Consider the following 25,444-nt stretch of genomic DNA (forward strand, 5'->3'; position numbering starts at 1 on the left):
CCGGGACGCCGGTGTGACGTTTTTCCGCGCAGTGACGCAGTAAAGAGTGAGCCGACTGGTCATCGGCCGCGTCTGAGCCGGGGTTCCCCCCGTACCTTCGGCTCGACGCACATTGGCGCGGGCGGGATACGTTCCCCCGGTCCCGCCCGCGCCTCTCAACTCCCACCGCTTCGGGCCGGTCCGGTCACTCCGGCCGGCCCGTCGCTGTCACCGTCACCAGTAGACGACGACCTTGTCGCCGGTCCGCACCTGGCCGAAGAGCGACGCGAGCTTCTTCTCGTCCCGTACGTTGACGCATCCGTGCGAGGCCCCGCTGTAGCCCCTGGCCGCGAAGTCCGCCGAGTAGTGCACCGCCTGGCCGCCGCTGAAGAACATCGCGTACGGCATCGGGGTGTCGTACAGCGTCGAGACGTGGTGCCGGGACTTCCAGCCCACCTTGAACGTGCCCTCGCGGGTCGGCGTGTACTGCGAGCCGAACCGGACGTCCATCGTCGACATCACCTTGCCGTCGATCACCCAGGACAGCGACCGGCTCGTCTTGCTGATGCACATCACCCGGCCCGTCATGCACCGCGGGTCCGGCTTGGGCGCGGGCTTCTCGACGGCCGGCGGGCGCAGCTCGGCGGCCGTCGGCTTCTTCGTCATGCCGAGAAGCCGCTCCCAGGTGACGGTGTCGGTCGTGCCGGTGAGCGGCAGCCCGCGCTTGGCCTGGAACGACGTCACGGCATCGGCGGTGACCGAGCCGTAGTAGCCGGTGGGCGCGCGGTTGAAGTGGGCGATCTGCCGGAGCCTGGCCTGGAGTTCACGTACCTGCTCGCCCTCGGCGCCGCTCGCCATGACCGTCTTCGGCTTCGGCTCGGGCTTCGGCGGCGCCGGCTTCCGGCTCGCGCTCTTCGACGGCTCCGCGGACGGTGTGACCGGCGGCTTCGACGCGGCGGCCGGCTTCGCCGAAGGGCTGCTCGACGCGGGTCCCGCCGGCTCGATCCTGACGCCGCTGCCGGCCTTCTCGTCGGCGCCACCGGCCGGATCGGTCACCACCTGCGCCGAGCAGCCGACGGTGACAGCGAGCACGGCACCGGTGGCGAGCACGGCGCGGAGCGTGGCCGTGCGCGGCTGCCGCGGTCCCGTCCGCGTCCGCGTTGCGGGCCGCGTGGATGTTCTGGGCACGTTCGTCCCCCTGTCTGCCACTGAGCTGTCCGATGGCGAGTATCTCCGAGCCGGTTGAGCCGGCATATATCTCCTGAGACAACTCAGGACCCGTTCCGGTTGCCCGGACGGCCCCGTCGTCGCCGAAAACTTACCGGCAGATGAATTTCACATTGCCGATCCGCGAAAGATAAGCATGTCTCGACCGGTGAGCCTTCCTGACCGACGCCGTCGCGCGCAACCATGCGAAACCGGAAATCACAGCCGGAGCCCAGGAGAAGCGCGCCCCGACCGACCGAAGGTTCATATCACCATGACGACAGTTCACGACGACAAGCCGCGCCCAGGCGAACTCGCCGACGTACGAGGCTGGTTCCCCCATCTCGACCAGCTGATTTTCGGCACACTGCTCGACCGCCAGGAGGAACACGGAGAGCCGGGTGATCTGCTGGAACTCGGTGTCTTCATGGGCAAGAGCGCGATCTTCCTCGGACACCATCTGCGCGACGGCGACCGCTTCACCGTCTGTGATCTCTTCGAGTCCGACGCCCCGGACGCCGCGAACAGCGCCGAGACGTCGCGGTCCTACCGGATGCTCACGCGCGAGGCATTCGAACGGAACTACCTCTCCTTCCACGACACGCTCCCGCGCGTGCTCCACGGACCCAGCTCGATGGTCCCCGGCGAGGTCGAGCCGCGGTCGTGCCGATTCGTCCACATCGACGCCTCGCATCTGTACGAGCACGTCCGCGGTGACATCGTCGCGGCCCGCGACATCCTGCTGCCCGGCGGCATCGTCGTCCTGGACGACTTCCGTTCCGAGCACACACCGGGCGTCGCCCTCGCCACCTGGGAGGCGGTGCTCGACGGCGATCTGCGCCCGGTCTGTCTGACCACACAGAAGCTGTACGCCACCTGGGGCGACCCCGAGCCGCTGCGCAAGGCCATGATCGCCCTGGCCGACAGCCGTACCGACTGCGACGTGAGCGTGGAGGAGGCAGCCGGGCAGCAGCTCGTACGGCTGAAGGCGCGTGGCATGGAGGCGCCGCCGTTCCCCCGCTCCAAGTACTACGAGGAGCCCGCGGCGCCCGAGCCCGACCCCGCGCCCGCCCGGCGGTCGCCGCGGGCGCGGGTGCGCCGTGTCGTCATCGACCTCCTGCCGCCGCTGGTGACACGCGCGGTGATGCGCTCCCGTGCGCGGCGGCGGGAGGCGGACGCGCGCAAGATATAGGGGGACGGCACCCCCGAGCGCGGGGCCGGCCACCCCGAGTGCGAGCGAGCGATGGAGGCGGAGCGATGGCACCCGAGCCCGGCGAGAAGGGAGCGGCCCGGCGGACGGAGAGCGGGGTGCCGATCGAGCCCGTCTACGGCCCCGGCGCGCGGGCCGGCTGGGACCCGGCCGAGCGGCTCGGCGAGCCGGGCTCGTATCCGTACACCCGGGGTGTGCACCCGTCGATGTACACCGGCCGGCCGTGGACCATGCGCCAGTACGCGGGCTTCGGCACCGCCGTCGAGTCCAACGCCCGCTACCGGCGGCTGATCGAACACGGCACGACCGGCCTCTCCGTCGCCTTCGACCTGCCGACCCAGATGGGCCACGACAGCGACGCGCCGATCGCGAGCGGTGAGGTCGGCAAGGTCGGGGTCGCGATCGACTCCATCGACGACATGCGGATCCTCTTCGACGGGATTCCGCTGGACCAGGTCTCCACGTCGATGACGATCAACGCGCCGGCCGCGCTTCTGCTTCTCCTCTACCAATTGGTGGCCGAGGAGCAGGGCGTACCGGCCGCCGCGCTCACGGGCACCGTGCAGAACGACGTACTCAAGGAGTACATCGCCCGCGGCACTTACATCTTCCCGCCGAAACCCTCACTGCGGCTGATCGCGGACATTTTCCAGTACTGCCGGACGGAGATTCCCCGCTGGAACACGATCTCGATCTCCGGCTATCACATGGCCGAGGCGGGGGCGACGCCCGCGCAGGAGATCGCGTTCACGCTGGCGGACGGTATCGAATATGTTCGTACGGCCGTCGCCGCCGGAATGGACGTGGACGACTTCGCCCCCCGGCTCTCGTTCTTCTTCGTCGCCCGTACGACGATTCTCGAAGAAGTGGCCAAATTCCGTGCCGCGCGCCGTATTTGGGCGAGGGTGATGCGCGAGGAATTCGGTGCGAGGAATCCCAAGTCCCTGATGCTCCGCTTCCACACCCAGACGGCGGGGGTGCAGCTCACCGCGCAGCAGCCCGAGGTGAATCTCGTACGGGTGGCGGTGCAGGGGCTGGCCGCCGTCCTCGGCGGTACGCAGTCCCTGCACACGAACTCCTTCGACGAGGCGATCGCGCTCCCGACGGACAAGTCGGCGCGGCTCGCGTTGCGCACGCAACAGGTGCTCGCGTACGAGACGGATGTCACCGCGACCGTCGACCCGTTCGCCGGTTCGTACGCCGTCGAGAGCATGACGGACGATCTGGAGGAGGCGACGCTGGCGCTGATGGCCCGCGTCGAGGACCTCGGCGGCGCGGTCGAGGCCATCGAACGCGGCTTCCAGAAGGGCGAGATCGAGCGGAGCGCGTACGCCGTCGCGCGTGAGCAGGACAGCGGGGAGCGTGTCGTGGTCGGCGTCAACCGTTACCGGCTGGCCGAGGAGGACCCGTACGAGCCGCTGCGTGTCGACCCGGCGATCGAGGCCCAACAGGCGGCCCGGCTGGCCGCGTTGCGCGCGGAGCGTGACCGGGACGAGGTGGACGCGGCGCTCGCCGAGCTGCGGCGGGCGGCGGGGGGTACGAGCAATGTGCTCCACCCGATGAAGCGCGCGCTCAAGGCGCGGGCGACGGTGGGCGAGGTGTGCGGCGCGCTGCGGGAGGTGTGGGGCGCGTATGTGCCGACGGAGACGCTCTGACGCGTCCCACGGCCCGGCCCCCCTGTGCTATTGGGGCGCCGTCGCGATCTGGATCAGATTGCCGCAGGTGTCGTCGAAGACGGCGGTGGTGACGGGGCCCATCTCCAGGGGCTCCTGGGTGAAGCGCACGCCGAGGCCGCTCAGACGCTCGTACTCCGCCGTCACGTCATCGACGGCGAACTGGGCGAGCGGGATGCCGTCCGTGACGAGCATGGAGCGGTACGGCTTGACGGCCGGGTGGCCGGCGGGCTCCAGGAGGAGTTCGGTGCCACCGGGCTCGTCGGGCGAGACGACGGTCAGCCACCTGTCCTTCTCGCCCACCGGGACGTCGTGCTTCTTCACGAATCCGAGGATCTCGGTGTAGAAGCGCAGGGCTTTGGCCTGGTCGTCGACGAAGACGCTGGTCAGATGGATCTTCATGGGGTGCTCTCCTCCGGTGTGGATGTGCGGGCGGATGTGCGGGCGGATGTGCCGGGCACGGGCCATCGCTCGGCGATCTGCCGCAGCGGGGCTGTGTTCAGGTCATGGAACTTGTAGCGGCCTTCCCGCCTGGTCTCGACGAGCCCGGCGGATTCCAGCACGGCGAGGTGCTGGGAGACCGCCTGGCGCGAGATGCCGAGGTGGTGCTTCATGCTCAGTCGCGAGCAGATCTCGAACAGGGTCTGTCCGGACTTGTCGGTGAGCTCGTCGAGGATGGTGCGGCGGGTCGGGTCGGCCAGGGCTTTGAAGAGGTCGTCGGCCACACCCACAGTATAGGCAAGTCCATGCTTGCCTATCAAGCTGTACGACGCGTGCCATACTCCGCCGCATGCTGGGTGCCACGGATCTGCCGACCTACCTCGTCGGCGTTGTCATGATCATTCTGCTGCCGGGACCGAACTCGATCTATGTGCTGTCGCTGGCCGCCCGACGCGGCGTCCGCGAGGGCTACAGAGGCGCGGCCGGGGTCTTCTGCGGAGACGCCGTGCTGATGGTGCTGTCGGCGGCGGGCGTCGCCTCGCTGCTCCAGACCAACGAGCTGACCTTCTCCGTGGTGAAGTACGCGGGCGCGGGCTGTCTCGTCTATCTGGCCGTCGGCATGATGCGTACGGCCTGGTCGATGTGGCGGACGCGGCACGAGAGCGTGCCGGACGAGCCCGTGGCCGAGGCGCCTGCGGTCACGGGGGAGGAGCGGCCGTTCCGGCGCGCGTTCGTGATCTGTCTCTTCAATCCGAAGGCGATACTTTTCTTCGTCTCCTTCTTCGTGCAGTTCGTGGACCCGGCCTACGCCCATCCCGCGCTGTCGTTCCTGGTGCTCGGCGTGATAGCGCAGGTGGTCAGCCTCCTGTACCTGACGGCGCTGATCTTCGGCGGCACGGCTCTCTCCACCGCCTTCCGCCGCCGCAAGCGCCTCTCGGCCGCGGCGACGTCCGCGATCGGCGCGCTGTTCCTGGGCTTCGCGGCGAAGCTGTCGCTGAGCGGCGCGTAGCGCGCGCCGCGCCGCGGGTCGCCGGGCCGCGCAATCCGCCGGCCGCGGCCCTCGCGTGCCCCGTCTCCGGCGTGTGGCGCGCAGGATCACGCCAAATCCCGTGCGCCGTACGGAAATCGCGTGCGGTCTCCGCACCCCCTTCCACCGGCCCCTATGTACCCGTGACCATGTTTCGGGTTCCCGGCGTTCCTCCTGTCGACGCAGTCAGTTCACCTTCCCGTCGTGCGGGTTTCCTAGCCTGTCGCCGACCCGCAACCTGATCGCGGGCAGACAGACGCTGGGAGCACCATGACGAAGGTCCGCAACCGATGGCTCAGGCCGCGCGACGGGGACGGTCCGGCCGGGCCGCCCGACGGGGCCGGGCAAGCCCCGGGTCGGGGGGACCGGATCACACCGACCGAGCTGGACGTGTGCCTGCGGGCCTGCGCCGTGCACAGCGGGAAGATGGTCGGCAGCCTCGACCGCAAGCGCGGTGAACTCGCCGAGAAGCTGCGCCTCGTCCTCGCCGCCCACGCCGCAGGCTCCGGCGAGAGCGCCCAGGCCGCGCCCGCGAGCACGCCGCTCATCCGGCGGGCGGCCAAGAAAGTGGTCGCCGGGCCGACGGGCTCCCTCAGCGGAGAGCTGCTGGACGCGCTGCTGGCCGTCGGCAACAAGTCCCTGGAGTGCGGGTACGACGACGAGCTGAAGCTGGCGCTGCTCATCAGCGACGCCGTGCTGACCCAGCGCAAGAACTCGCGCGCGGGCTGGCGCCTGCGCGCCCGCACGCTGGAGGCCATGGGCGACGAGTCGGCGACCATCGCCGCGTACCAGCGCTATCTCGACCTGACCGAGGAGGACGGCTTCGGTGTCGCCCCCCGGATCGCCGGTCTGCACACCGGCGGCGAGAAGCAGGACGAGATCCTGCGGCTGCTCGAACGCGGCTGCCCGGGGGCCGCGGTATACGCGGACGGCCCCGCCACCGACGTCTGGGCCGACGGTGTCGCGCTGCACGACGCGGGCGACGTCGCCGGCGCCGAGGCGCGGCTGATCGGCGCGCTGCTCGCGATGCGCGGTGAGAACAGCCCGGTGACGGACCTTCAGGTGTCCATCGGGCAGTACCTCGACCTGCGGCTGAGCCGTCCCGACGCCCTCACGGCCGACGGCGATGTGCGCCAACTGGCCGAGCTCTACGGTGAGATGCGCCGGAACCGGCAGCGCGGTCCGGTCCCGGACCCCACCTTCGGCGATGTCCAGTGGCTCACCCTGGGCGAGTTCCGCAACCAGATCGCGGGCAAGTCCATCTGTCTGATCGCCAATTCGCAGAGTGTCGGGCGCGGTTCGCTCGGGGCCGAGATCGACGCGTACGACCTGGTGGTCCGCTTCAACTCGTACAAGATCGACGCGGCGGCGACCGGCAAGCGCACCGACATCCACGCCTCGATCCACAAGCACGGCTTCAACTGGGACAAGAAGGTCACCACCCGGCTGATCTTCGGCGGCCTCAGCGGCGACTGGAAGAACTCGCTGCGCAACCGGCTCGTCCCCGGCGCGCAGACCTACGTCAACGACGAGTCGCTGCGCTGGCCGCTGCGGAACATCGGCCGCGTCGGCAACGACGAGTGGTCCGCCATCCCGACCAGCGGCTTCAACATGCTCTGGCTGCTGGACTTCCTGGACGCCAGCCCGAAGCTGGACCTGATCGGCTTCGACTTCTACGAGAGCGGCGCGTACCGCATCAAGGAAGCGATGCGCATGCCCATCACGTCCGTGCACGAGTACACCAGCGAAAAGGCGTGGGTCATGGAACGCGCCCAGAGCGTGACCGACACGAGGATCTCCCTGCGATGACCGCCACCCCCCATGCCCCGGTCGGGGCGGCCTCGGCCGCAGCCGCCACCGCGCCGCTGTCCGCCAACGCCCTGACCGGCAAACGACGTCTGGCGTTCGCGTCCTTCGTCGACGAGAACTATCTGCCCGGTTTCCTGGCGCTGCTGCGCAGCCTCGCGCTGTCCAACCCCGGTGTGTGCGAGGACTTCATCGTCCTCCACGACGATCTGCGGCCCCAGTCGGTCGCCTCGATACGAGCACTGCACCCACGGGTCCGGTTCCACCGTGTCGACGCCGCGCGCTACGACAGCTACGAGAAGGGCGACCAGGACAACTACCTGGTCCGCAAGGCGTACTTCATCCTCGACGTCTTCCGGCTCCGCGACTACGACACGATCATCACCCTCGACACCGACATGGTGGTCCTCGGCGATCTGTCCGAACTGCTCCAGCTGCGCGAGGGTCTCGCCGCGGTCCCGCAGTTCTTCTACGGGCAGCACAAGCTCAACAGCGGGCTGCTGGTCATCCAGCGCGAGTATCTGAGCGACGAGTTCTGCGCGCGGATCGACGCCACGGGACGCAGCGGCGACTACGAGCTCGACAAGCACGACCAGGGCATCCTCAACTCGGTGCTCGACGGCGACTTCGTGCATCTCGACTCGCGCTACAACTTCGTCAAGCGGCGGCTCTCCGGCGACAAGCCCGTCCCCGACGACACCGCGATCCTGCACTTCACCGGGCGCCACAAGCCGTGGCAGGGCGGCGAGTCCGGTTACACGCAGGCCGAGGACCGCTGGCGGGAGTTCGAGCTGACGGACGCGGAGTTCTACGCCGCGTACATGGCCGTGTCCGGCACCATGCACCACGACCTGGTCGTCAAGTACGGCACCGAGCACGTCGCGCGCACCGGGGACGTCGAGAGCGCCCGCAAGGTCGCGCACGCGCACATCAACGCCGGCGGGTTCCAGGAAGCCGCCGACATCCTCGGGGGCGTGCACATCCCGGTCGACGACACCTGGCCGCACGAGGTGCTCGGCCACGCCCTGATGAGCGTCTCCCGCTACGAGGAGGCCAAGGTCCAGCTGCACCTCGCGGCGGGCTCGCCCGTCCGCGCAGCCACCTCCTTCGGGCGGCTCGCGCAGATCGCCTGGATTCACGGCGACGACTCGGCGGCGCACGCGTACGCCATGCAGGGGCTGGCCGTCGACCCCACGCACCGGCCCAACCGGCTGATGCGGCTGCGCACCCAGGGCCACGATCTGCCGGCCCCGCGCGAGGGCAGGCCCGAGGACCAGCTCGCCCATGTGGCCTTCTACATGCCGCAGCAGGGCAACGCGGGCGACAAGCTGCTGCCGGAGTCCGTGCGGCTCGCCGTCGGCACCAGCACCGGTGCGAACGGCGGCGCCGACACCGAGACCGGTGACCGCCGCTGGCACTCCATCCATGCCCACCGGCTCTTCGACAAGGCGGCGCTGGAGCGCGTCAACGCCCGTCGCGGCCTGGTCATCGGCGGCGGCGGACTCTTCATCCCGGACACGGCGCCCAACGGCAACAGCGCCTGGCAGTGGAACGTCCCCGACGAGAACCTGAACGCCATCGACGTACCGATCGTGGTGTACGCGGTCGGCTTCAACGCCTTCGACGGCCAGTCCTACCGCGCCGGCCGCTTCAACTCCTCGCTGCGCCAACTGGTAGAGCGCAGCGCCTTCTTCGCGCTCCGCAACCACGGCTCGATCCAGAAGGTCCGCGCGCTGCTGCCGGCCTCGCTCCACGACAAGGTGCGCTTCCAGCCCTGCCCGACCACGGTCACCCGGCAGCTGGTCGACGGCTGGACGGACCCGGCCCCCTCGCAGCGCGAGAACACCGTCATGATCAACGCCGCGTACGACCGGGCGGGGCTGCGCTTCGGCCACGACTACGCGCACTTCCTCGCCGAGATGGCGAAGGCGGTACGGGCGCTGGACCAGCACGCCGAGGTCCAGTGCGTGGCGCACTCGCTGGACGACGAGAAGATCGCCTTCGACCTGCGGCGCGAGCATGACGTGTCGCTGCCGGTCATCCCGATGTACGACTTCGACAACGACGCGATCAGGGACACCTACGCCCGTACGAAGCTGGTCATCGGCATGCGCGGCCACGCGGGGATGATCCCGTTCGGCTGCGGCACACCGATCATCTCGCTGATCTCGCACCCGAAGATGGCGTACTTCCTCAGCGACATCGACCGCCCGGAGTGGGGCGTCTCGGTCCATGACAAGAACCTCGGCTCGGTGCTGACCGAGCGGGCCCTGGGGCTGCTGGACGACCACGCCGGGTCGGTCGCCGACGTGCACGGCAGGCAGCAGGAGCTGTGGAAGGTGACGCAGTCGAACGCGGCGGACCTGCGGGCGATCCTGGGGGCCTGATCCCGGGGACGTACAGAGCACGAAGGGGGGCGGGGCGCCGAAAGCGCCCCGCCCCCTCGTGCTGTCGTCCCGTCCGTCAGGAGTGGACCTGCGTGGGGAACGTGGCCGTGGGGCTGAAGAGCGCCGCGTAGGCCTCTTCGTGGTGTCTGCGGTGCCGGCCCGACCGGTTCGCGTCGGTGGCCTGGGAGGACGCCGGAGTCAGCATGCCGCTGTCGGCCAGGGCCTGTACGCGCAGCAGCAACGCCCGCACGTCCAGGCCCAGTTCGCCGGCCACCGTCTGGAGGTCGAGTCCGGACTGCCAGCTCCAGAGCAGTACCGAATCCATGCTCGACGACCAGACCACCGGGTTGTTCTCGGCCTCGGAGGTGTGCAGCACGGGGGAGGCGGAGTCCTGGTGGGCCATCTCCTGGAGCGGCGCTGCCTCGGTGCGCGGATGCGGCAGATGGACCTCGCCGGGACCGCCCGGGGACGCCTGGTGCTGGTGATATGCCTGCGATGACTGGTTTGCCTGAGATGACTGGGCCAACAGGGAAACGTGGGGTGTCTGGTCGGTAAAAGGTTCCTCCACCGGCTGTGCGAGCGGCGCCGACGCCGCGGAGGCCGGTTGTGCCTGCGGGATCGGCTGTGTGCTGGCCCCCGGGTAGCGGTCCAGCAGCTCTTCGGCGACGCTGCGCGCGTTGGTCTTGCCGACCGTGCGCCGCGCCAGCCGTACCTCGCGCTCGTTCAGACCCATCAGATCCGCGACGGCCCCGTCGTTGCCTACGGTGACGGCGAACGCGGCGAGCGTACGGCTCCGTTCGGCCTGTGCCTCGTCCAGCACGGCCTGGGCCTGCCGCACCTGCTCGTCGCTGGCGCAGAAGGCCTCGGCGAGGACGCTGTTCCGATCCCAGAGTTCACGTGGTTCCACGTGGCTATCAACGCTGTCGCGGCGATGAGGAATACGACTTTCCGTCGATTGCCGCCAAATGGATCAAAACTTCACTATCGTCCGAAAGGGTGGCAGATTAACGGTTAGCAGATGAACGGGCGACAGAAGGCCGTCCCCGGCCGAAGACACCGCCCGCGGACAGGGCTTAGGCGCGCAGCCTCAGTACCGCCCTGCGCAGCCGCCTCGCCCGGCGCACCACACGCTGCGCCGCCGCGTTCTGCGGGATACGGACGAGCTGTGGGCCGACCGCGCCCGGCAGTCCGAGCGTGGTCAGCCGGCGCCGCTTGAAATACCGCAGCGTGTGCGGATCCAGCCGCGTGGCCAGGAACTTCTCGGCCCCCGGCCGCAGTTCGGGGTGCATCTGCGGCTGCATCACGAAGCCGACGGCCGCGACCAGTTCGGCGGGGTGCTCCTCCGGCCGGTACGTACCGTCGTCGTCCAGCGGCGGGACCAGCGCGTCCACCAGCGTGACCGGCACCCGGTTGCTGTTCTGGTACGGGGAGAGCCGGTCGAGCAGCATGTCCGTGCCCGTGCGGGCCACCGGGACGCCGTAGAACGCCGACGCCGTGAACAGCGCCGTGGAGAAACAGCCCACGACCAGGGCCGGCTTCAGCCGCATGTACAGCACCTCGGCGAGCACCGGGCTGTCCAGCACGGTCAGTTCGGCGCCGAGCTTCGACGCCTCCTCCTCCAGCCGCCGGGACCAGATCGCCGGCGCGGTGGGGTGCGGCTTGAACACCACGTTCCTGTGGCCGAGTTCGACCACGCCCCGCACCATCCGCAGGTGCAGCTCTTCCTCCTCGCGCTCGGTGATGATGCCCAGCGTGGAGAGGTACTGCCCCAGCAGCAGCGCGGGGGCCACGTCCGGAGTCTCGAAGTCCCGTGCCGCGTCCGCCAGTTGGTCCAGCACCCGCAGGAAGTCCGGCGTCGGCACCGTCTCGGCCGGAACGCCGAACTCGGTGAGCAGCAGCGGTACGAGACCCGGTACGAGGTCGAGATGCAGCAGCCTGCGGATGCGCGCGCCGACCTGGAGGTCGAGCCGGTTGCGGGTGGGGCCGTAGCTCATCAGCCCGTCCGCGTACACCTCGATCCGGGCGGCCGTGAAGATCTCCGCGAGCGTCAGCGCGGGACTGACCTGGATCGATTCGAGGACCAGCTCCACGGTGTCGTCGCCCAGGCCCCAGGCGAGCCGCAGATGGCGTTCCCAGATCGGCAGGTCGTCCTCGCGGGGGACCCAGCCGCCGGGATGGAACGGCGCGATCGTCTCGTTCCACGACAGGATGTCGTCGAAGCGGTGGCGCAGCCGCCGGAAACCGGGCATCTCATGGACGGCCGGGGTCAGTTCGGGCGTACCGGCGTTGTTGCTCACGACCAGGACGGTGCGGTCGACGGCCGGGAAGAGCCCGGCGTCGATGGCGGCGGTCAGCGTGGCGGCGCCGTACAGGGTGGAGGCGTAGAAGACCCGCGTCGTACGGGAGCCGGCGGTGCGGGAGAAGGAACTGGTCATCAGGCCGCCGCCTTCCCGGTCGCGCCCTGGCGCCTGCGCAGCCTGCGCAACTGGGTCGAGCGGTCCAGGTCCATGGAGTTCAGCGCTTCTTTCAGTACGTCCTGCGGGAGCCGTTTCATGGCGGCGGCGCTCATCGTGCGCAACTTGCGTGCCACGGCGGGTTCGAACCGGTCCTTCGCCGCCAAGTGGTGCGAAATGATGGCCAGATAGGTCCGTACGGCCTTCAGCAGGAACCGCTCGCCCTCCGGGTCGGCCGCCGTCTCCTCGATGACCTGGTCGAAGGCGCGGATGAAGTCCAGCTGTCGTACGTCGCCGATCTGGGTGAGTGACGAGGCGACGCCGCGCCGGTAGAAGAGGCCCAGCAGCCCCACGGCGGCGAAGGACTCCGCCTCACGGTGCAGCCGCCAGATCCACGGCCGGTCCTCGGCGGTCCGCAGCCCGTCGGTGAAGTGCAGCAGCCCCCGGTCGGCGAGGCGGCGGTGATACATGCCGGCCCAGGCGTACGCGTAGTCCACGGACGTCGTCTTGTCGGCGGGCAGGATCGTCTCGCGCGGCTTCAGGACCTCGCCGCGCGGGCCGACCGGCACACGGTGCACCGTGCGGACCCGGCCGGTGAACTGGACGTGGTCGGTGCGCACGAAATCGCAGCCCAAGTCCTCGATGGCGGCGAGCAGTTGCCCGAAGTAGCCAGGCGCCACCCAGTCGTCGCCGTCGAGGTAGGTGATGTACTCACCGCGCGCCGCTTCGAGACCGGTGTTGCGCGCGGTGGCCAGCCCGCCGTTCTTCTCGTGTCTCAGCAGGACCGCGCCGGGGAGATCTCGCTCCGCCCGCCGCAGAAGTTCAGGGGTCCCGTCGGTCGAGCAGTCGTCGACGAGGAGGAACTCGAAATCTTCCCGCTTGTTCGCCGAGAGGCTTCGAAGGGTTTCTGGGACGTATGTCTGCACGTTGTAGAACGGCACGACGACAGAGAGCTTGACCACCCGGGTGACGCTAGGCGGCGGCTCGTCATTCGTTCCGACATCCACGGGTATGCGAGGTGAACGAAGGATGGCGGGATGGTTAACCCACGCCGTTCCTGAGCCATTTCGCTCGCTGTCGACCCTCTGTTAACCCTTTATTGCTGTTCCGTTGGGCCGCCAAACGGAATGCCTTCCTAACGTCCAACACGTGCCATCACGTACCAGCAACGCGGTCCGGGTCGCTGTGCTCGCCGACTCCGACACACGGTGGAAGTGGGGCGCGCTGACCGCGCGCCGCATCACACCCGAAGACCGCGACATCGAGCTCAGTGGATTCCTGCTGCGCGGACGAGCGACGCCCACCGCCCGTCAGCTTGAGGAGGTGGGGGCGGAGGCCGACGCGCTGCGCGAGATGACCGGGACCGATTTCCTGGACCTGCTGCGCGCGGAGTCGTACGACGTCATCGTCCTCGCCCTCGTCGGTGGTGCCGTACAGGCGATGCTCCACGGGATATCCGCCCTCGGTCTGCCCGACCGGCCGGCGCTGGTCACCGGCTACGTGGGCGTCGTCTACGAGAAGCTGTCCGACGGACTCCTGCTGCGCCACGGCGCGGACATCGTCCTCGCCAACTCCCGCCACGACGCGCAGCGTTTCCGCGCCGTGTACGAGGGTGTGGGCGCCGGATCCGACTCGGTGACCGAGGCCGCGCTGCCCTTCCTCGGCGGCGCCCGCTACACCCCCGAAGAGGGCCGGGACACGGTCGTCTTCGCGGCCCAGCCGTCCGTCCCGCTGACCCGCTCCGACCGTATGTACCTGCTGCGGCGGCTGGTCGAGCACGCGAGACTGCACCCGCGCCGCGAGGTCCTGCTCAAGCTGCGCAGCCGCGTGGGGGAGCAGACCACGCACGTCGAGGAGTACCCGTACCAGCGCCTCGCCGAGAAGCTGCCCGGCGGTCTGCCGCCCAACTTCCGCCTGGTGTACGGGAACATGGGCGAGGTCCTGGACGGCACCGACCTGCTGGTCACCGTCTCCTCCACGGCGGCGCTGGAGTCCCTGCACCGCCGAATCCCCACCGCGATCCTCACCGACCTCGGGATCCGCGAACCGCTCGGCAACCACCACTTCATCGGCTCCGGCTGCCTCGCCTCCTGGGACCAGCTCGACGGCGGGCAGCGGCCGAAGGCCGACCCCGTCTGGGCGGACCGGCAGGGCGTCGCCGCCGACGGTTCGTACGCCTCCGCCTTCGACCTGGCCCGCACGCGCGTCGCGAAGCTGCTGGCCGACAGTGATCTGCCGCCGATCACCCCGTACTACACGGCGACCACCGCGCCCGGCTATCTGCCCGGCCTCCTCGCCCGCTACCACCTGGCGCCCGACGGCCACCCGCTGTCGGCGTCGAACCGCACGGCGGCGGCGGGCGCGACCGGCGTCCGCCGTGTGGTCCGCGACACGGTGCGCGCCGCCGCCCGCGGCGCCTACCGCCACGGGGTCCAGCGCGTGGCCCCGGTGATCCGCCGGATGGGCGAGCTGTGACCGCGGACCCGCCGGGCCAGGGCGCGGCCCCCGCCCCCCGGGTACGCCGCCCCCTGCCGGCCGACGTACTCGCCGGTTACGGCTGGACCGGCTGGGCCGCCGAGACCCCCAACGCCGCGTCGGGGGAGCGCCCGCCGGGCCGGCCCGGCGCGGAGAACCAGCAGGACGCAGTGAACCAAGGAGAACCGTCCATGACCGTCCTCGCCGTGATCCCCGCCCGCGGTGGATCCAAGGGCGTCCCCGCCAAGAACCTCGCCCAGGTCGGCGGTGTGCCGCTCGTCGTACGGGCCGTGCGCGCCTGTCGCGCCGCCCGGCTGGTGACCGACGTCGTCGTCTCCACGGACGACGCGGCCATCGCCGACGCCGCCCGCGCGGCCGGGGCCGAGGTCGTGCTGCGCCCGGCCGCCATCGCGGGCGACACCGCGACCAGCGAGGCCGCCGTCCTGCACGCGATGGACGCCTACGGGGCGATGCGCGGCGCCGCGCACCGGGCCGAGGTGGTCCTGCTCGTGCAGTGCACCAGCCCCTTCATCACCCCGGGGGACCTCGACGGCGTCGTGTCCGCCGTGACGGAGAACGGCGCGGACAGCGCGCTGACCGTCGCCCCGACCCACGGCTTCATCTGGCGCTCCGAGAGCGACGGCTTCGGCGTCAACCACGACAAGTCGAACCGTCCCCGCAGGCAGGACCGCCCCCAGGAGTTCCTGGAGACGGGCGCCGCCTACGCGATGCGCGCCGAGGGCTTCCGCGAGGCCGGCCACCGCTTCTTCGGGCGCACCGAGCTGGTGACCACCGACCCGGAGCGGGTGCTGGAGATCGACGACCCGCACGACCTGGAGCGCGCCCGCGCCCTCGCGCCGCTCCTCGACACCCCCGCGCTCCCCGGCCGCGCCGACATCGACGCGGTCGTCCTGGACTTCGACGGCACCCAGACGGACGACCGGGTGCTCGTCGATTCGGAGGGCCGCGAGACCGTCGCCGTACACCGCGGTGACGGCCTCGGTATCGCCGCCCTCCGTCGCGCCGGCCTGGAACTGCTCATCCTCTCCACCGAGCAGAACCCGGTCGTCGCCGCACGCGCCCGCAAGCTGCGCGTGCCGGTGCTCCACGGCATCGACCGCAAGGACCTCGCACTGAAGCAGTGGTGCGACGAGCACGGAGTCACACCCGAGCGGGTGCTGTACGTCGGCAACGACGTCAACGACCTTCCGTGCTTCGCGCTCGCCGGCTGGCCGGTGGCCGTCGCGAGCGCACACGACGCCGTACGCGCGGCGGCGCGTGCCGTCACCACGACCCCCGGCGGCGCCGGCGCGATCCGCGAGATCGCCACCTGGCTCCTCGGACCCGGTCTGGACGTCAACACCCCCACCGCCCCCCATGGCACCACCGCCGACATCTCGACCAGTTAAGGAACCCTCTGATGAGCACCAACTCCCGCCTGCGTACCCTCGGCACCCGTACCGCGGGTCCCGGCCGCCCCGTCTACGTGACCGGTGAGATCGGCATCAACCACAACGGTGACATCGACAACGCGCTCGCGCTGATCGACGTCGCCGCGGAGGCCGGCTGCGACGCGGTCAAGTTCCAGAAGCGCACCCCGGAGATCTGCACCCCGCGCGACCAGTGGGACATCGAGCGGGACACCCCCTGGGGCCGGATGACGTACATCGACTACCGTCACCGCGTCGAGTTCGGCGAGGACGAGTACGCGACGATCGACGCGCACTGCAAGAAGCGCGGCATCGACTGGTTCGCCTCCCCGTGGGACACCGAGGCCGTCGCCTTCCTGGAGAAGTTCGACGTGCCGGCCCACAAGGTCGCCTCCGCGTCGCTCACCGACGACGAGCTGCTGCGCGCCCTGCGCGCCACCGGCCGCACGGTCATCCTCTCCACCGGCATGTCGACGCCGAAGCAGATCCGTCACGCGGTCGAGGTGCTGGGCAGCGAGAACATCCTTCTCTGCCACGCCACTTCGACGTACCCGGCCAAGGCCGAGGAGCTGAACCTGCGGGTCATCAACACCCTGCAGTCCGAGTTCCCGAACGTGCCGATCGGCTACAGCGGCCACGAGACCGGTCTCCAGACGACTCTCGCCGCCGTCGCCCTCGGTGCCGCGTTCGTCGAGCGTCACATCACCCTCGACCGCGCCATGTGGGGCTCCGACCAGGCCGCCTCCGTCGAGCCGCAGGGCCTCACCCGCCTCGTCCGCGACATCCGCACCATCGAGGCCTCCCTCGGTGACGGTGTCAAGAAGGTCTACGAGTCGGAGCTCGGCCCGATGAAGAAGCTCCGCCGCGTCGCCGGTGTCATCGCCGACTCCGCGGACGGCGCGCAGCCCGTGGCGGTCTGACAGCCATGAGCCGTCCCTCCGGGGTGCGCACCCCGTCGCCCCGCACCATCGCATTCGTGGAGAGCCCGGTCCAACTCCTGAACGTGCTGGAGTGGGCGCGGGCGAGCGCGGCCGGTGAGGAACTCACCGTGATCGTCCTGTCGCCCACCGACCCCATGTCGCGCGGCCAGCTCAGGCGGATGGCCGAGCTGGCCCGCGACGCGGGTTTCACGGTGCGCTGGCAGGAGGCCCGCGGCGGCGCGAGCGCGCCGCTGCGGACGATACGGGAGCTGGCTCCGCTGCTGCGCAAGGCGGAGCGGATCGTTATCGGGGATCCGTTCTCCCGGTACGTACAGCTCATGCTGACCCTCGTCAGCAGCAAGGAGCTGACCGTCGTGGACGACGGGACGGCGACGATGGAGTTCATCGCGCAGCTCGTACACGGCGAACCGCTGGTGCGCTGGCACCGGAGGGGCGGCAGGCGCGGGCCGCGCGAGCTGGCGCTCGCGCCGGTCTCCGCCGTGGCGCGGCGTCGGCTCACGCCGTCACGCACCCGCAGCGTCGAGGTCTTCACCTCGATGCCCGTGGAGGCACCGCCGAACATCACGGTGACGGCCAACACCTTCGAGTGGACCAAGGCGACCTTCGGGCCGCCGCGGATCGCGAAGGGCGCCGACATGGTCGGAACCTCGCTCGTCGAGACGGGCGTGGTCGACCTGGAGAGTTATGTGACGGCGGTCGGCTCGCTCGCACGCACCCATGGCGCGACGCGGTACTTCGCGCATCGCAGGGAGAGCGTGGAGAAGCTGCACCGCCTCGCCACGGAGACGGGTCTGGAGATCGTCCGGCCCGATCTGCCGCTGGAGCTGATCGCACGGCGCGGCCCGATCGGGTCGACCGTGCTGAGCTTCCCGTCGACGGTCGTGCACACACTGCCGCTCGCGCTCGCCGGTACGGGCGTGCGGGTGGCCGTGTGGGACATCGCACCGGAGTGGCTGAAGGACAACGCCTCGCCGCGCGCGCACGGTTTCCTGTCCGGAGTCACGGGCACGGCCAGGGACGTACACAGGCTGCCGAGGCTGCCCGCCTCCGCGTGAGGTGGCGGGCAGCCGCAGCCGGAATCAGGGCCGGGGCCCGGACCGCGTACCCCGGAATCTCACCGTCCGGTAATCGCGGGCCGTAACTTTCCGTCGCCGCTTCGCGACGGAGGGCCGAGCTTACCCATCCGGACATGCGGCTATTCGTTCCCCGCCCGGTTTTCTTACGCCTTTCGGGCTGAAGTTTTGTTGATCGTCGGGCAGTTGCCCCCTCCGGGGGCCTACCCTTCAACAGGTGAACCAGTTGATGTCCCGTGAGTCCCAGGCCGACCTGTCCGGTGAGCCCAGCGCGACGGCGCTGCCCGGCACGCTGTCCGAAAACCTGCGTACCGAGCTGATCGCCTTCCGGCGTGACATGCACATGCATCCGGAGCTCGGCAACCAGGAGTTCCGTACCACCGCCGCGCTGAAGCACCGCCTGGAGCGGGCCGGCCTCACGCCCCGGGTACTCACCACCGGCACCGGACTCTTCTGTGACATCGGCACCCGCGAAGGCACCACGGGCGTACGCCCCATGCTCGCCCTCCGCGCGGACATCGACGCACTGCCCATCCCGGACACCAAGGCCGGTGTGGCCTACCGCTCCACCGTGCCCGACCGCGCGCACGCCTGCGGTCACGACGTCCACACCACCGCCGTCCTCGGCGCCGGTCTGGTCCTGGCCGAACTCGACCGCGAGGGCCTGCTGCCCCAGCCGGTGCGGCTGATCTTCCAGCCCGCCGAGGAGGTGCTGCCCGGCGGTGCGCTCGACGCCATCGAGTCCGGCGTCCTGGAGGGTGTCGGCAGGATCATCGCGGTGCACTGCGACCCGCGTGTGGACGTCGGCACCATCGGCCTGCGCACCGGCCCGATCACCTCCGCCTGCGACCGGCTGGAGGTCGCCCTCGACGGCCCCGGCGGCCACACGGCCCGCCCGCATCTGACCACCGACCTGGTCACCGCCGCCGCGAAGGTCGCCACCGAGGTGCCCGCGCTGCTGGCCCGCCGCGTCGACGCCCGCTCCGGCCTCGCGCTCACCTGGGGCCGTATCGCCGCCGGCCATGCCTGCAACGTCATCCCGCAGCACGCCGAACTGTCCGGCACCGTCCGCTGCCTGGACCTGAAGTCCTGGCGCGAGGCGCCGGACCTGGTGCACGCCGCGATCGACGAGATCTCCGCGCTCTACCACGCCAAGTCGCAGATCAACTATGTGCGCGGGGTGCCGCCGGTCGTCAACGACCTGGTGATGGCGGAGCTGCTGCGCGACGCCCAGACCGCGCGCCGCGGCCCGCAGTCGATCGAGGACACCGAGCAGAGCCTCGGGGGCGAGGACTTCTCCTGGTATCTGGAGCAGGTCCCCGGCGCGATGGCGAGGCTCGGTGTACGGACACCGGGCGACACCGCCCGGCACGATCTGCACAGGGGGGATTTCGACGCGGACGAAAGGGCGATTCAGGTCGGTGTGGAGCTTTTCACCGCGGCCGCGCTCATCGACGGCGACCGTTCGTAACCGGCGGTGCGCCTTCCCGTAATCGGACGTCACACCTCCTGTTCGCGACGATCCGATAACAGCTTCCGTACGGGGCTTTATCTGACATCTACGCGCGTTACGATCGCGGCGAAACCAGCGCCGGAAGAGGCGCTTAGGTCGCTTTGAAGGAGCCTCCCTTGCGCCGGATCACCAGGATCGCAACCGTGGGCGTCGCGTCCGCGGCGCTCGCGCTGACCGCCACCGCGTGTGGCAACACCTCCTCGTCGGACGCCGCGTCCGACTCGAAGGAGAAAAGCGTCGCCATCGCGTACGACATCGGTGGCCGCGGTGACCAGTCCTTCAACGACGCCGCCTACGCGGGACTGGTGAAGGCCGAGAAGGACCTCAAGGTCAAGGGCAACGACGCGGAGCCCTCCGACGGCGAGTCCGACGCCGACAAGGTCCAGCGCCTGACCGAGCTCGCGCGGGCCGGCAACGACCCGGTGATCGGTGTCGGTTTCGCCTACGCGCCCGCCATCAAGAAGGTCGCCCCGAAGTTCCCGAAGACGACCTTCGGGATCATCGACGACGCCTCGGTCACGGGGAAGAACATCGCCAACCTCGTCTTCAACGAGGAGCAGGGCTCCTACCTCGCCGGTGTCGCGGCGGCCAAGACCACCAAGACCAAGACGGTCGGCTTCATCGGCGGTGTCGAGACCCCGCTGATAAAGAAGTTCGAGGCGGGCTACCTCCAGGGCGTCGAGGACACGGACCCCTCGGTGAAGGTGCTCTCCCAGTACCTGACCCAGCCCCCGAACTTCGACGGCTTCTCCAAGCCCGACCTCGGCAAGGCCGCCGCCCAGGGCCAGCTCGACAAGAAGGCCGACGTGATCTACGCGGCGGCCGGTCTGGCCGGCTCCGGCTCGATCGAGGCGGTCTCGGCCGCGGGCAAGTGGAACGTCGGCGTCGACTCCGACCAGTACAAGCAGGCCGGTCTCGCCGCGTACAAGGACAGCATCCTGACCTCGGTCACCAAGGACATCGCCGACGCGGTGTTCAACCTGATCCAGTCGGTCGAGGACGGCAAGCCGCAGAACGGTGAGATCCGCTACGGCCTCGACAAGGACGGCGTCGGCCTCACCGACTCCAACCCGGCCTACGTCAAGATGACCGACGTGACCGCGGCCGTGGACAAGGCCAAGCAGGAGATCGTCGACGGCACGATCACCGTCAAGACGGCTCCGTAACACCGCGATTCCCGGCCACGCCGTACGCAGACGTACGGACGTCGTGAATGACCCGCGGGCCCGGAGCGACGCGAGCCGTCGCTCCGGGCCCGGTCACGAAACCGGGCCCGTTCTCCGCAAGATCTACGCTCACGATTCGGCAGCGCTACGCGTGTAGACGCCCCTTGGGCGCGATAGCTTCACCCCCGCCCTGCCCTCCGCCCAGCCCCAGCTCCTTTCCGGCCAAGGAGAGTGCGTCATCAACGCGTCCAGCAGTCCCCCCGCCGTAGAACTGCACGGCATCACCAAGCGGTTCCCCGGCGTCGTCGCCAACCACGACATCGGCATCACCATCGACAAGGGCACCGTGCACGCCCTCGTCGGTGAGAACGGTGCCGGCAAGTCGACCCTGATGAAGATCCTTTACGGCATGCAGAAGCCGGACGAGGGGACCATCACCGTCGACGGCTCGCAGGTCACCTTCAACAGCCCGGCCGACGCCATCGCGCGTGGCATCGGCATGGTGCACCAGCACTTCATGCTGGCCGACAACCTCACGGTCCTGGAGAACGTCGTACTGGGGGCCGAGAAGCTGCACGGCATCGGCCAGGGGGCGCGGAACAAGATCAACGAGATCTCCGGCGCGTACGGTCTCGGCGTCCGTCCCGACGCCCTCGTCGAAGACCTCGGCGTCGCCGACCGCCAGCGTGTGGAGATCCTCAAGGTCCTCTACCGGGGCGCCCGCATCCTCATCCTCGACGAGCCCACCGCGGTCCTCGTCCCGCAGGAGGTCGACGCGCTCTTCGACAACCTGCGCGAGCTCAAGGCCGAGGGCCTCACCGTCATCTTCATCTCGCACAAGCTGGGCGAGGTGCTGTCCGTCGCCGACGACATCACCGTCATCCGGCGCGGTACGACCGTGGGCACGGCCGACCCCGCCAACACCACCACCAAGCAGCTCGCCGAGCTGATGGTCGGCACCGAACTCCCCTCGCCCGAGACCCGCGAGTCGACGGTCACCGACGTACCGGTGCTCAAGGTCGCGGGCCTGCGGCTCACCGCCACCGACTCCGACGGTGTCGTACGCGAGGTGCTCGCCGAGATCGGCTTCACCATCCACCGCGGCGAGGTCCTGGGCATCGCGGGCGTCGAGGGCAACGGGCAGACCGAGCTGATCGAGACGCTGATGGGCCTGCGCGACCCCGACGGCGGCGTGATCACCCTCGGCACCGCCGACATCTCGCACGCGCCCACCCGCGAGCGCCGTGAGGGCGGCATCGGCTACATCCCCGAGGACCGGCACCGGCACGGACTGCTGCTGGAGGCGCCCCTGTGGGAGAACCGCATCCTCGGCCATGTCACCGAGCGCCCCAACAGCCGGCGCGGACTCCTCGACCCCAAGGCCGCGCGGACCGACACCAAGCGCATCGTGGTCGAGTACGACGTCCGCACCCCCGGCATCGATGTCACGGCCGCGTCCCTCTCCGGCGGCAACCAGCAGAAGCTGATCGTCGGCCGCGAGATGAGCCACAGCCCGAAGCTGCTGATCGCCGCCCACCCGACGCGCGGTGTCGACGTCGGGGCGCAGGCCCAGATCTGGGACCAGATCAAGGCCGCCCGCCACGACGGGCTCGCGGTGCTGCTGATCTCCGCCGACCTGGACGAGCTGATCGGGCTCTCCGACACCCTGCGCGTGATGTACCGCGGCAGGCTCGTCGCCGACGCGGACCCCGCGACCATCACCCCGGAGGAGCTGGGCACCGCCATGACCGGCGCCGCCGGCGGTCACCTCAAGGCAGCCCCGGAGGACGAGGCCTGATGAAGAAGTTCGACAAGGACCGGCTGATCCTGGGCCTCGCCGGCCCGGTGCTCGCGCTGGTCGTCGCCATCGCCCTCACCACGGTGGTGCTGCTCGTCTCGGGCACCAACCCGTGGGAGCCGTACCGGATCATGTTCGAGTCGGCGAGCTACGTCGACGTACAGGTCCTGATCGTCAACCAGGCCGGTACGTACTACCTCGCCGCGCTCGCCGTCGCCGTCGGCTTCCGGATGAACCTCTTCAACATCGGGGTCGACGGCCAGTACCGCCTCGCCGCGATGATAGCGGCGCTCGTCGGTGCCAGCGTGAACCTGCCGGGACCGCTCCAGATCGCGCTCATCGTCGTCACGGCGATGCTCGTCGGCGCCTTCTGGTCCGGTATCGCGGGCATCCTCAAGACCACGCGCGGGGTGAGCGAGGTCGTCTCCACGATCATGCTCAACTCGATCGCGACCAGCCTCGTCGCCTGGCTGATCCTGCCCAAGAACTTCGGTGAGCAGCCGCCCGGCTCCAACAACCTGACCACCGGCGAGATCCCGTCGTCCGGCTGGTTCCCCGGCCTGAACATGGGCGCCGAGGCCGGCGAGATCTACGGCTTCACCTTCGTCGCCGCGCTCTGCGGTGTCATCTACTGGTTCGTCCTCGGCCGTACCCGCTTCGGCTTCGACCTGCGCGCCACCGGCGCCAGCGAGAGCGCCGCGCAGGCGTCCGGCGTCGACGCCAAGAAGATGGTCCTCACGTCGATGCTGATCTCCGGCGGGATCGCCGGCCTGGTCGGTATGCCGACGCTGCTCGGCGACACCCATACGTACAGCCTCGACTTCCCCACCGGTATCGGCTTCACCGGCATCACCATCGCGCTGCTGGGCCGCAACCACCCGCTGGGGATCGCGTTCAGCGCGCTGCTGATCGCGTTCCTCGACAAGTCGTCCGCCTCCCTCGACCAGTTCGGGTACGAGAAGGAGATCGCGACGATCATGCAGGGCCTGATCGTGATCTCGGTCGTGGTCAGCTATGAACTGGTCCGCCGGTACGGTCTCCGCCGCCAGCAGCAGAAGGTCGGCGAGGAACTCGCGGCGGGCGGCGCGATCCGGACCGAGGCCGACTCCGGACCTGGTTCCGGGCCCGGCTCCGACTCCGTTTCCAAGGACGACAAGGGGGCTGCCCTGTGAAGACCAAAACCGTTACCGCAGCGAGTGCGGCTCCCAAGAAGGGCCGCGGGCGGCGCAAGCTCACCCTTCCCATAATCCTGCTGATCATCGCCTGCGGGCTGGCCCTGATCTCCCTGGTCCGGCTCATCAGCGGCGCCGAGGACATCACCTCCGTAGGACAGGTGGCCGGCGCGCTCGAACTCGCCGTCCCCATCGGCCTCGCCGGACTCGGCGGCCTGTGGGCCGAGCGCGCGGGCGTCATCAACATCGGCCTCGAAGGGATGCTCGTCCTCGGCACCTGGTTCGGCGCCTGGGCCGGATTCCAGTGGGGCCCCTGGGTCGGTGTGCTGTTCGGCATCCTGGGCGGGGCGCTCGGCGGTCTGCTGCACGCGATCGTCACCGTCACCTTCGGCGTGAACCACATCGTCTCCGGTGTGGCCATCAACATCCTCGCCGTCGGCGTGACCCGCTACCTCTCCAACTTCACCTTCGCCAACGAGCCCGGCGGCTCCTCCAAGCAGTCCCCACGCATCGACTCGATCACCGAGATCACCATTCCGGGGCTCTCCGACGGGCTGGTGGATCTCCAGCAGAGACACTGGTTCCTGATCTCCGACCTGGCCGGAGTGCTCGGCGGTCTGGTGACGGGCCTGTCCCTGCTGACGATCGTCGCCGTCCTGCTGATCCCGGGCACCTGGTGGATCCTGTGGCACACGTCGTTCGGACTGCGGCTGCGCTCCTGCGGCGAGAACCCGATCGCCGCCGAGACGCTCGGCGTGAACGTCTACAAGTACAAGTACATCGCCGTCACCGTCTCGGGCGGCCTCGCCGGACTCGGCGGTGCCTTCCTGGCGATCGTCGCCACCGGCATCTACCAGGAGAACCAGACCGGCGGCCGCGGTTACATCGGTCTCGCCGCGATGATCTTCGGCAACTGGATGCCGGGCGGCATGGCGCTGGGCGCCGGGCTGTTCGGCTTCACCGACAGCCTCAAGCTGCGCGGCGGCGCGGAGAACGTGCACGCCATGCTGCTTCTGCTGGCGATCCTGCTGGTGTTCGTCGTGGGCTGGCAGCTCTACAAGCGCCGTTACGTCTCGGCCGTGATCTCGGCGGTCGTCGCCGCGCTGCTGTTCCTCTGGTACGCCCTGACGGACCAGGTGCCGAGCCAGTTCGTCGACGCGGCGCCGTATGTGACGACGCTGCTGGTCCTGGCCCTGTCCGCGCAACGGCTGCGGATGCCCAAGGCCAACGGCATGACCTATCGAAGAGGCCAGGGCACATGACGGACACCGAAGCGGATGGCGGCGGCGTTGACTGGGAGACTCTGCGCGCGGCGGCACGGGACGCCATGTCCCGTGCGTACGCGCCGTATTCGGGCTACCCGGTCGGCGCCGCCGCCCTGGTGGACGACGGCAGGACCGTCACCGGCTGCAACGTCGAGAACGCCTCGTACGGCGTCGGCCTCTGCGCCGAGTGCGGGCTCGTCTCCCAGCTCCACGCGACGGGCGGCGGGCGGCTGACGCACTTCACGTGCGTCGACGGCGCGGGCGAACCGCTCGTGCCGTGCGGCCGGTGCCGTCAGCTGCTCTCCGAGTCCGGCGGGCCCGGACTGCTGCTGGACACCCCGGCCGGGATCCTCCCGCTCTCCGAGATGCTGCCCCAGGCCTTCGGCCGGCAGCACCTCGGATAACACCAACTCGCACCCGCGCTAAGGA

At 69.8% G+C, this 25,444-nt stretch carries 21 protein-coding genes; 15 read left to right on the forward strand and 6 right to left on the reverse strand.

Features of this window, described 5'->3' with window-relative positions; all coding sequences use genetic code 11:
• Positions 1–213 precede the first annotated feature (213 nt).
• A complete protein-coding gene (locus ACIBBB_RS34085) occupies positions 214–1,089 on the reverse strand; it encodes a L,D-transpeptidase family protein (RefSeq protein ID WP_398988971.1) in 876 nt (291 codons plus the stop codon).
• Between the two features lie 370 nt (positions 1,090–1,459).
• On the opposite strand from ACIBBB_RS34085, the gene ACIBBB_RS34090 reads away from it, so the two are divergent.
• Together ACIBBB_RS34090 and ACIBBB_RS34095 are read left to right on the forward strand one after the other, a co-directional pair.
• Positions 1,460–2,377 (forward strand): class I SAM-dependent methyltransferase, encoded by a 918-nt coding sequence (locus ACIBBB_RS34090; RefSeq protein ID WP_398988973.1) that lies wholly within the window; start codon positions 1,460–1,462, stop codon positions 2,375–2,377.
• A gap of 65 nt (positions 2,378–2,442) precedes the next feature.
• A complete protein-coding gene (locus tag ACIBBB_RS34095; RefSeq protein WP_398988975.1) occupies positions 2,443–4,050 on the forward strand; it encodes a methylmalonyl-CoA mutase in 1,608 nt (535 codons plus the stop codon).
• A gap of 27 nt (positions 4,051–4,077) precedes the next feature.
• Here the strand turns inward: ACIBBB_RS34095 and ACIBBB_RS34100 are convergent, their stop codons facing one another.
• Both ACIBBB_RS34100 and ACIBBB_RS34105 read right to left on the reverse strand, forming a co-directional pair.
• Positions 4,078–4,470 (reverse strand): VOC family protein, encoded by a 393-nt coding sequence (locus ACIBBB_RS34100; protein WP_398988977.1) that lies wholly within the window; start codon positions 4,468–4,470, stop codon positions 4,078–4,080.
• Complete coding sequence (locus ACIBBB_RS34105) at positions 4,467–4,793, reverse strand: ArsR/SmtB family transcription factor (protein WP_398988979.1); 327 nt, start codon at positions 4,791–4,793, stop codon at positions 4,467–4,469. Before ACIBBB_RS34105 ends, ACIBBB_RS34100 begins: the two co-directional genes overlap by 4 nt.
• 65 nt (positions 4,794–4,858) lie before the next feature.
• On the opposite strand from ACIBBB_RS34105, the gene leuE reads away from it, so the two are divergent.
• The 3 genes from leuE (at position 4,859) to ACIBBB_RS34120 (ending at position 9,729) form a co-directional block, all read left to right on the forward strand.
• Positions 4,859–5,518: a leucine efflux protein LeuE gene (leuE, locus tag ACIBBB_RS34110; RefSeq protein ID WP_398988981.1), complete on the forward strand. Its 660-nt coding sequence runs from the start codon at positions 4,859–4,861 to the stop codon at positions 5,516–5,518.
• A gap of 288 nt (positions 5,519–5,806) precedes the next feature.
• Positions 5,807–7,345, forward strand: a complete 1,539-nt coding sequence (locus ACIBBB_RS34115) for a hypothetical protein (RefSeq protein ID WP_398988983.1) — start codon at positions 5,807–5,809, stop codon at positions 7,343–7,345.
• Positions 7,342–9,729, forward strand: a complete 2,388-nt coding sequence (locus ACIBBB_RS34120; RefSeq protein WP_398988985.1) for a glycosyltransferase — start codon at positions 7,342–7,344, stop codon at positions 9,727–9,729. The genes ACIBBB_RS34115 and ACIBBB_RS34120 overlap by 4 nt, the downstream gene beginning before the upstream one ends.
• 76 nt (positions 9,730–9,805) lie before the next feature.
• Here ACIBBB_RS34120 and ACIBBB_RS34125 read toward each other — a convergent pair whose 3' ends face one another.
• The 3 genes from ACIBBB_RS34125 to ACIBBB_RS34135 all read right to left on the reverse strand — a co-directional run bounded on the left by ACIBBB_RS34125 (position 9,806) and on the right by ACIBBB_RS34135 (position 13,144).
• Positions 9,806–10,636: a hypothetical protein gene (locus ACIBBB_RS34125; protein ID WP_398988987.1), complete on the reverse strand. Its 831-nt coding sequence runs from the start codon at positions 10,634–10,636 to the stop codon at positions 9,806–9,808.
• 166 nt (positions 10,637–10,802) lie between these two features.
• A complete protein-coding gene (locus ACIBBB_RS34130; RefSeq protein ID WP_398988989.1) occupies positions 10,803–12,164 on the reverse strand; it encodes a polysialyltransferase family glycosyltransferase in 1,362 nt (453 codons plus the stop codon).
• Positions 12,164–13,144, reverse strand: coding sequence for a glycosyltransferase family 2 protein (locus ACIBBB_RS34135; protein ID WP_398988991.1), 981 nt, complete (start codon positions 13,142–13,144; stop codon positions 12,164–12,166). Before ACIBBB_RS34135 ends, ACIBBB_RS34130 begins: the two co-directional genes overlap by 1 nt.
• 187 nt (positions 13,145–13,331) lie before the next feature.
• Between ACIBBB_RS34135 and ACIBBB_RS34140 the strand changes: the two genes are divergently transcribed.
• The 10 genes from ACIBBB_RS34140 (at position 13,332) to ACIBBB_RS34185 (ending at position 25,419) form a co-directional block, all read left to right on the forward strand.
• Positions 13,332–14,657, forward strand: coding sequence for a DUF6716 putative glycosyltransferase (locus ACIBBB_RS34140; RefSeq protein WP_398988993.1), 1,326 nt, complete (start codon positions 13,332–13,334; stop codon positions 14,655–14,657).
• A gap of 191 nt (positions 14,658–14,848) precedes the next feature.
• Positions 14,849–16,066 carry a cytidylyltransferase domain-containing protein gene (locus tag ACIBBB_RS34145; protein WP_398989052.1) on the forward strand — a complete coding sequence of 406 codons (1,218 nt, stop codon included), beginning with the start codon at positions 14,849–14,851 and terminating at the stop codon, positions 16,064–16,066.
• Between the two features lie 11 nt (positions 16,067–16,077).
• A complete protein-coding gene (locus tag ACIBBB_RS34150; RefSeq protein WP_398988995.1) occupies positions 16,078–17,007 on the forward strand; it encodes an N-acetylneuraminate synthase family protein in 930 nt (309 codons plus the stop codon).
• Positions 17,008–17,012: 5 nt separating this feature from the next.
• On the forward strand, positions 17,013–18,083 hold the full coding sequence (locus ACIBBB_RS34155; protein WP_398988997.1) for a hypothetical protein: 1,071 nt from the start codon (positions 17,013–17,015) through the stop codon (positions 18,081–18,083).
• 247 nt (positions 18,084–18,330) lie between these two features.
• A complete protein-coding gene (locus ACIBBB_RS34160; RefSeq protein WP_398989054.1) occupies positions 18,331–19,572 on the forward strand; it encodes an amidohydrolase in 1,242 nt (413 codons plus the stop codon).
• Positions 19,573–19,730: 158 nt separating this feature from the next.
• Positions 19,731–20,780, forward strand: coding sequence for a BMP family protein (locus ACIBBB_RS34165; RefSeq protein WP_398988999.1), 1,050 nt, complete (start codon positions 19,731–19,733; stop codon positions 20,778–20,780).
• A gap of 271 nt (positions 20,781–21,051) precedes the next feature.
• Complete coding sequence (locus ACIBBB_RS34170; RefSeq protein WP_398989056.1) at positions 21,052–22,578, forward strand: ABC transporter ATP-binding protein; 1,527 nt, start codon at positions 21,052–21,054, stop codon at positions 22,576–22,578.
• On the forward strand, positions 22,578–23,750 hold the full coding sequence (locus ACIBBB_RS34175; RefSeq protein ID WP_398989001.1) for an ABC transporter permease: 1,173 nt from the start codon (positions 22,578–22,580) through the stop codon (positions 23,748–23,750). Before ACIBBB_RS34170 ends, ACIBBB_RS34175 begins: the two co-directional genes overlap by 1 nt.
• Positions 23,747–25,012 carry an ABC transporter permease gene (locus ACIBBB_RS34180; RefSeq protein WP_398989003.1) on the forward strand — a complete coding sequence of 422 codons (1,266 nt, stop codon included), beginning with the start codon at positions 23,747–23,749 and terminating at the stop codon, positions 25,010–25,012. Before ACIBBB_RS34175 ends, ACIBBB_RS34180 begins: the two co-directional genes overlap by 4 nt.
• Positions 25,009–25,419 (forward strand): cytidine deaminase, encoded by a 411-nt coding sequence (locus tag ACIBBB_RS34185; protein WP_398989005.1) that lies wholly within the window; start codon positions 25,009–25,011, stop codon positions 25,417–25,419. Before ACIBBB_RS34180 ends, ACIBBB_RS34185 begins: the two co-directional genes overlap by 4 nt.
• The last annotated feature ends 25 nt before the right edge of the window (positions 25,420–25,444 follow it).

This window comes from Streptomyces sp. NPDC051217, from assembly GCF_044455465.1.
In the GTDB taxonomy this organism is placed as follows: Bacteria; Actinomycetota; Actinomycetes; order Streptomycetales; family Streptomycetaceae; genus Streptomyces.

Coding starts and splice junctions, on each gene's coding strand:
- ACIBBB_RS34090 (WP_398988973.1), top strand. CDS start 1,460: ATGACGACAGTTCACGACGACAAGCCGCGCCCAGGCGAACTCGCCGAC.
- ACIBBB_RS34095 (WP_398988975.1), top strand. CDS start 2,443: ATGGCACCCGAGCCCGGCGAGAAGGGAGCGGCCCGGCGGACGGAGAGC.
- ACIBBB_RS34100 (WP_398988977.1), bottom strand. CDS start 4,470: ATGAAGATCCATCTGACCAGCGTCTTCGTCGACGACCAGGCCAAAGCC.
- leuE (WP_398988981.1), top strand. CDS start 4,859: ATGCTGGGTGCCACGGATCTGCCGACCTACCTCGTCGGCGTTGTCATG.
- ACIBBB_RS34115 (WP_398988983.1), top strand. CDS start 5,807: ATGACGAAGGTCCGCAACCGATGGCTCAGGCCGCGCGACGGGGACGGT.
- ACIBBB_RS34120 (WP_398988985.1), top strand. CDS start 7,342: ATGACCGCCACCCCCCATGCCCCGGTCGGGGCGGCCTCGGCCGCAGCC.
- ACIBBB_RS34130 (WP_398988989.1), bottom strand. CDS start 12,164: ATGACCAGTTCCTTCTCCCGCACCGCCGGCTCCCGTACGACGCGGGTC.
- ACIBBB_RS34145 (WP_398989052.1), top strand. CDS start 14,849: ATGACCGTCCTCGCCGTGATCCCCGCCCGCGGTGGATCCAAGGGCGTC.
- ACIBBB_RS34150 (WP_398988995.1), top strand. CDS start 16,078: ATGAGCACCAACTCCCGCCTGCGTACCCTCGGCACCCGTACCGCGGGT.
- ACIBBB_RS34155 (WP_398988997.1), top strand. CDS start 17,013: ATGAGCCGTCCCTCCGGGGTGCGCACCCCGTCGCCCCGCACCATCGCA.
- ACIBBB_RS34160 (WP_398989054.1), top strand. CDS start 18,331: ATGTCCCGTGAGTCCCAGGCCGACCTGTCCGGTGAGCCCAGCGCGACG.
- ACIBBB_RS34175 (WP_398989001.1), top strand. CDS start 22,578: ATGAAGAAGTTCGACAAGGACCGGCTGATCCTGGGCCTCGCCGGCCCG.
- ACIBBB_RS34185 (WP_398989005.1), top strand. CDS start 25,009: ATGACGGACACCGAAGCGGATGGCGGCGGCGTTGACTGGGAGACTCTG.